The sequence below is a fragment of the Pseudomonas sp. Sample_10 genome, assembly GCF_004321495.1.
Classification (GTDB): domain Bacteria; phylum Pseudomonadota; class Gammaproteobacteria; order Pseudomonadales; family Pseudomonadaceae; genus Aquipseudomonas.
Genome location: NZ_RCOE01000033.1, coordinates 1 through 6066 on the forward strand (window position 1 = coordinate 1; position 6066 = coordinate 6066).

At 61.7% G+C, this 6066-nt stretch carries 5 protein-coding genes and 2 pseudogenes; 2 read left to right on the top strand and 5 right to left on the bottom strand.

Annotated elements, in window-relative coordinates:
* Both dcd and D8U18_RS02235 read left to right on the top strand, forming a co-directional pair.
* Window positions 1-245: pseudogene (gene dcd / locus D8U18_RS02230) on the top strand (dCTP deaminase); the annotation flags it as partial.
* Between the two features lie 105 nt (window positions 246-350).
* Window positions 351-560 (top strand): hypothetical protein, encoded by a 210-nt coding sequence (locus tag D8U18_RS02235; protein ID WP_056856149.1) that lies wholly within the window; start codon window positions 351-353, stop codon window positions 558-560.
* 129 nt (window positions 561-689) lie between these two features.
* On the opposite strand, the gene pdeM is transcribed toward D8U18_RS02235, so the two are convergent.
* The 5 genes and pseudogenes from pdeM to D8U18_RS02265 all read right to left on the bottom strand — a co-directional run.
* Window positions 690-1349 carry a ligase-associated DNA damage response endonuclease PdeM gene (pdeM, locus tag D8U18_RS02245; RefSeq protein ID WP_130906843.1) on the bottom strand — a complete coding sequence of 220 codons (660 nt, stop codon included), beginning with the start codon at window positions 1347-1349 and terminating at the stop codon, window positions 690-692.
* On the bottom strand, window positions 1349-3835 hold the full coding sequence (locus D8U18_RS02250) for a ligase-associated DNA damage response DEXH box helicase (RefSeq protein ID WP_131106915.1): 2487 nt from the start codon (window positions 3833-3835) through the stop codon (window positions 1349-1351). The genes pdeM and D8U18_RS02250 overlap by 1 nt, the downstream gene beginning before the upstream one ends.
* Before the next feature lie 178 nt (window positions 3836-4013).
* Complete coding sequence (locus tag D8U18_RS02255; RefSeq protein ID WP_056856146.1) at window positions 4014-4778, bottom strand: ATP-binding cassette domain-containing protein; 765 nt, start codon at window positions 4776-4778, stop codon at window positions 4014-4016.
* 13 nt (window positions 4779-4791) lie between these two features.
* Window positions 4792-5910, bottom strand: coding sequence for a succinylglutamate desuccinylase/aspartoacylase family protein (locus D8U18_RS02260; RefSeq protein ID WP_130906841.1), 1119 nt, complete (start codon window positions 5908-5910; stop codon window positions 4792-4794).
* A 26-nt stretch (window positions 5911-5936) separates the two neighbouring features.
* Window positions 5937-6066 (bottom strand): annotated as a pseudogene (locus D8U18_RS02265) (amino acid ABC transporter permease); the annotation flags it as partial.

Below are 6066 nucleotides of genomic sequence, written 5' to 3' on the forward strand. Positions count from 1 at the left end.
GCCTGGGTAAAAGCACCTACGCGCGTTGCGGCATCATCGTCAACGTCACGCCGCTGGAGCCGGAGTGGGAAGGCCACGTGACCCTGGAGTTTTCCAACACCACCAATCTGCCGGCGAAAATCTACGCCAACGAGGGCGTGGCGCAGATGCTGTTCCTCGAATCCGACGAAGAGTGCGAAGTGTCCTACAAGGACCGTGGCGGCAAGTATCAGGGCCAGCGTGGCGTGACCCTGCCACGGACCTGAGTCAACCGTCCGACAAACCGTGGGAATTCCTGAGCGAGCGTACACTCTATGGAGTGTACTTCCGATCCGCGCAAGGCAGATCGGGCCATCGCTCAGGAGTGCTTTATGAAGATCGACCCGCAAATAAGTGCCGAACTGGCAAGGCTCGAGCCCAATCAGGTTGGCGTTTTAGCCTGGTCCTTGCTGGCACACCCGACGATCAGCATGGCAGGGGGCATTCCCGGCCAGCCTGATCCTGATACGCCCAACGAACAACCTACCGAGCCAGGTGAGCCGACGCTTCCGGACGAACCGCCTCCCGCGCCTGTGGCCTGATCAACACCGGACCGCTGTCTGTAGGAGCGAGCCTGCTCGCGATGAACCCGAGAACGCCGCGCAGTATCAGTTGCCACGCGTCATCGTTGACGTCCATCGCGACGGTGCGACGATTCGACAGGCTCGCTCCTACAGGGTCACCGGCCAGATTTCGTTGTCGCCGATTACAAAAATCCTGCAATTGTCGTCCCGTTCAACCTGATATCCCCCGGTGAACGCGCCGAAGGCCGGTAACAGGCTGACCGTCTCGCCAATCCTGAAACACGCCAGGCGCAAACGCTGCCGGCCTCGACCGTTGAGCCGAAACACCGGGTGCACGTGCCCGGCCAGCACATGCCGCCCAGGATACGGGTTCGGCTCGTGCTGCAAAGCGAAAGGCCCCAGTAACATGGGTTCAGGCACCACCTCAATGTTCAGTGTGGCGGGTGGGTCGCCGGCACGTTTATCGTGGTTGCCGCGGATCAGCGTCATGGGCAAGTCACGATGCCGCGCTCGCCACTGGGCCAACGCCTGGAGCGTAGCTGTCGCGTGAGAGCCGGGGCCGTGGAGAAAGTCACCGAGAAAAATCAATTGCCGGCAGGGAAGTGCCTTCAACAGGGCATCGAGCACGGCAATGTTCTGCTGGGTTGTTCCCTGCGGTACAGGTTGACCCAGGCTTCGATAGGCCGCGGCCTTGCCAAAATGCACATCGGCCACCAACAGTGCTTGTTGAGCCGGCCAATAGACGGCTTTTTCCGGCAGCAGCCAGAGCTCTTCTCCACAAAGGCTTATCGGATAGGGCGCACTCATCAGGTTTTCCCGGTGTCGGCGGTTGTTTCCAGATCGCTGACCATGCGTCGGATGCGGTCGGCAAGTTTTTCCGAGCTCATGCTTTCGCGCATCCGTTCCACCAGCAGTGGAAAGCCAAGGGGCGTTGGTCGCTTGATCTGATGCAGGTCCATTGTCATCCGGTTGATTCGCTCCAGTGTTTGTTCCAGGCGACGAATATCCAACTCTTCCCGCAACACTTCTTCCCCGGCCTGAGCCAGCAATAAATTGCCCGCGTCGTATTGTTTGAACACTTCGAAGAACAGGCCGCTGGACGCCTGAACCTGCCGCGTGCTTTTCGGCGCGCCGGGGTAGCCGGCGAACACCAGCCCGGCAATTCGAGCGATTTCGCGGAAACGGCGCAGGGCCAGTTCACCGGCATTAAGACTGGCCAGTACGTCCTGCAACAGATTATCGGCGCTGAACAGGGCGGCATCGAGTTGCCGCGACCAATCGACGGGCGTGGCGCTGAGCAGTTCCAGGCCGTAATCATTGACTGCGATCGAGAAGGTCAGCGGCTGGCGTTGACTGGCCCGCCACGCCAGCAGGCTGGCCAGCCCCAGATGCACCTGGCGACCGGCAAAGGGAAAAAGAAAAAGGTGCCAGCCCTCGCGAGATTTCAGGGCTTCGGCCAGCAGACTGTTTTCGGTCGGTAATCCCGACCACCGTTGTTGCACTTGCAGTAAGGGGCGCATCGCCTGCATTTGCGGGCCGACATAATGACCCTTCGCCGCAGCACTGAATCGGGCGACCACCGCTTTTGCCAGTTCATTGGATAGGGGCATGCGTCCGCCATTCCAGCGCGGGACCGCGGCTTTTTTCACCGTGCTGCGTTTGACGTACGCGGTCATGTTTTCTACCCGCACCAGTTCCAGCAAGCGCCCGGCGAACAGAAAACCATCACCGGGTTTGAGGCGCGCAATAAAGCCCTCCTCGACACTGCCCAACTGTTTGCCACCGCCGCCCTTGCTCCAGAATTTCAACTGAATGCTCGCATCGCTGACGATGGTACCGATGCTCATGCGATGCCTGCGGGCCAGCCGTGCATCCGGCACGCGCCACACACCGTGTTCATCGGGCTCGACCCGGCGGTAATCCGGATAGGCTGTCAGGGAGAGTCCGCCATGACGCACGAACGCCAGCGCCCATGCCCATTCGGCCGGGTTCAGGTCACGATATGCCCAGGCTCCGCGGACTTCTTCGTACAACTCATCGGGGAGAAAACCGCCGCCCAGAGCGATGCTGACCAAGTGCTGCACCAATACATCCAGTGGCTTGACCGGGGATAGCCGCGGTTCGATGCAGCGTGCCGCGACAGCATCCTGCGCCGCGGCGGCCTCGATCAATTCAAGGCTGTGGGTTGGCACCAGCGTGACCCGTGATTCACGTCCCGGTGCATGGCCGGAGCGCCCGGCACGCTGCATGAGCCGCGCCACACCTTTGGCGGAGCCGATTTGCAGAACCCGCTCCACCGGCAGGAAATCCACACCCAGATCGAGGCTGGAGGTGCAGACCACCGCTTTGAGTTGGCCATCCTTGAGCGCGCGTTCGACCCAGTCGCGGGTGTCGCGGGACAACGAGCTGTGGTGCAGCGCGATCAACCCGGCCCAGTCCGGCCGGGCGTCGAGGAGGGCCTGGTACCAGATCTCTGACTGGGCACGGGTGTTGGTAAACACCAGGCTGCTGGCGCTGGATTCGAGTTCGCCCACCACCTGCGGCAGCATCTTCAACCCGATGTGCCCGGCCCAGGGAAAACGCTCGATCGCCGGGGGCAGCAGCGTGTCGACCCGCAGCACTTTGCGGGTTTGCCCTTGCACACTGATGCCGCCGCCGTTGGGGATCAGCACCTGCTCGGCGTGAGACTGATTACCCAGCGTCGCGGAAACGCCCCAGACGATCAGTTCCGGACGCCAGCGACGCAAACGGGCCAAGGCCAATTGCAGTTGCACGCCGCGCTTGTTGCCAAGCAATTCGTGCCATTCATCGACCACCACCATGCGCAAGGTCGAAAGTGCTGTTTGCGCGTCGGCACGGGCAAGCATCAGGGTCAGGCTTTCTGGTGTGGTGATCAGCGTGCTCGGCAGGCGTCGGCTCTGGCGCGCTCGTTCACTGCTGCTGGTGTCGCCGGTGCGCAGGCCGACGCTCCACGGAATCTGCAAAGCCTGCAGCGGCGCTTCAAGTGCGCGGGCGGTGTCGGCGGCCAGGGCGCGCATGGGGGTTATCCACAGCACCGTGAGGGGCTCGGCCACGGGTTTGCGTTTGCGAGTTGTTTCAACCGCAGGTGAAGAGCGGGCGAAGCGATTGAGCGCGCCGAACCAGACCGCGTAGGTTTTACCGGCGCCGGTGCTGGCGTGCAGCAATCCGCTGTGTCCCTGTTTTACCGCTGACCACACTTCCTTTTGAAAGGCGAACGGCTTCCAGCCGCGAGCGGTGAACCATTGCTTTGCAAAGTTGGAGGAGGTTCCCATGCCGGCGGTTTGCGCTCTGAAAGTGTTCTTTCAGTGACCACGACGCAACACAACAAGTTTTATTGCGATGTCTGCTGTAGGAGCAAAGCTTGCTCGCGATAGCGGTGCCTCAGGCGAGGATAATATCGACTGAAATACCGCTATCGCGAGCAAGCTTTGCTCCTACATGGGGCTGGTTTTACTTGAGGTTACCGCTGAGGAACTGCTTGAGGCGTTCGCTTTTCGGATTGCCCAGCACGTCTTCCGGCGCGCCTTCTTCCTCTACCAGGCCCTGATGCAGGAACAGCACCTGGCTCGACACTTTACGGGCGAAGCTCATTTCGTGGGTGACCATGATCATGGTCCGGCCTTCTTCGGCCAGGCCCTGGATCACCTTGAGCACTTCACCCACCAGCTCCGGGTCCAGCGCTGACGTCGGTTCGTCAAACAGCATGACCTCCGGCTCCATGGCCAACGCTCGGGCAATCGCCACCCGTTGCTGCTGGCCGCCGGAAAGAAATGCCGGGTATTGGTCCGCCACCCGCGCCGGCAAGCCGACTTTGTCCAGGTAGCGACGGGCACGGTCTTCGGCTTCCTGCTTGCTGCAACCCAACACCCGGCGCGGGGCCATGGTGATGTTTTCCAGCACGGTCATGTGGCTCCACAGGTTGAAGTGCTGGAACACCATGGCCAGGCGGGTGCGGATCCGTTGCAGTTCGTCGGGATCGGCGACGTGCATGCCGTGGCGATCCTTGACCATGCGGATCGCCTGGCCGTCCAGGCTCATGGCGCCGTCATTGGGTTGTTCGAGAAAGTTGATGCAGCGCAAAAAGGTACTTTTGCCCGAGCCGCTGGCGCCGATCAGGCTGATGACGTCGCCGGTGTTGGCCTTGAGCGAAACGCCTTTGAGCACCTCGTGATCGCCATAGCTCTTGTGCAGGCCTTCGATGGTCAGTTTGTACATGGAACAAGCATCCTCAAGGCGAAAGTAGGTAGCCGCTGCGATAGGCTTCGGTGCCCGCGACATGGGCGATGACCATGCCGGCAGTGGCCATGCGGCGCAGCGAGCGCGCATACATCAGGCCGGCGGCAGTGCAATGGACCGCAGTGACGCGATCGGTGATCGGGTCGATGATTTCGGCGATCAGTTGCCCGGCTTCCAGGTACTCACCTGGCAATGCAGTGAACACCAGCAAACCGCCGACGGGGGTCGCCACCGGTTCGACGCCGGCCAGGGGCGTAGCCGGGTAGGGCAGGTCGGGCAATGGCGCCGGTTCGCCGGCAATTGCACCGAAGTGAATCAGGTAATCGATCAGTGCCTGGCTGTCGAGGCTGGCCAGCGGGTGATTGACGTCGCCCTGGCCGCGCAATTCGACCGTGACCGAAAAGCTGCCCGGCGCAATGTCGAACTGTTCGCCGAAGCGTTCTTTCAACTGCCACCAGAGCAGGGTGAAGCATTCATCGAACGACTGCCCGCCGGAATCAGTGGCCAGCAAACTGGCTTCGGAACCGATGTAGCGCGCCAGCGGCTCGACCTGCGGCCAGGCTTCGGGCGTGGTGTACAAGTGCGCGACGGCTTCGAAATCGCAATGCAGGTCCAGCACCATGTCGGCGTCGCAGGCCAGCCTTTGCAGGGTCAGGCGTTGGGATTGCAACTGGGTGCCGGCGGTCTGCCGGGCCAGCGCATTGCGCAGGCTGTTGCGGATCAGTTCGCGATTACGCTGGGGGTCGTCACCGAGCTGGCCTTCGATCTCATTGCCGACTTCCTCGCTCAAATCGACGAACCAGCGGTTGAAGTTCTGTCCGCTTTCCAGCTCGTATCGACCCAGCGGCACATCCATCAGCACTTGTTCCAGGCCAACCGGATTGGCTACCGGAACCAGAACGATTTCACTGCGCAGCCGCCCGGCCGCTTCGAGCTCCGTCAGGCGTTGCTTGAGATGCCAGGCGACCAGCATGCCGGGCATTTCATCGGCGTGCAGGGATGACTGGATGTAGATCTTGCCTTTGGCCGGCTGAGGGCCGAAGTGAAAGCTGTGGATCTGTCGTGCTGTCCCCGGCAGCGGGGCCAGCAAGTCATGTATCTGGTGGCGCATTTGTCTTATTCCAGGAAGCTTGGGCCCTAGTGAGTCGGCCCGAGGAAGGCCAGCCATCGGCGTTCGGCGAGACGGAACAGGCCAACCAGCGCAAAGGTGACGGTCAGGTAGATCAGCGCGGCGATGCCGAACGACTGGAAGGTCAGGAAGGTCGCC

Excerpts from the sequence above, each read along its gene's own strand:
- D8U18_RS02235 (WP_056856149.1), top strand. The coding sequence starts at position 351 with ATGAAGATCGACCCGCAAATAAGTGCCGAACTGGCAAGGCTCGAGCCC.
- pdeM (WP_130906843.1), bottom strand. The coding sequence starts at position 1,349 with ATGAGTGCGCCCTATCCGATAAGCCTTTGTGGAGAAGAGCTCTGGCTG.
- D8U18_RS02250 (WP_131106915.1), bottom strand. The coding sequence starts at position 3,835 with ATGGGAACCTCCTCCAACTTTGCAAAGCAATGGTTCACCGCTCGCGGC.
- D8U18_RS02255 (WP_056856146.1), bottom strand. The coding sequence starts at position 4,778 with ATGTACAAACTGACCATCGAAGGCCTGCACAAGAGCTATGGCGATCAC.
- D8U18_RS02260 (WP_130906841.1), bottom strand. The coding sequence starts at position 5,910 with ATGCGCCACCAGATACATGACTTGCTGGCCCCGCTGCCGGGGACAGCA.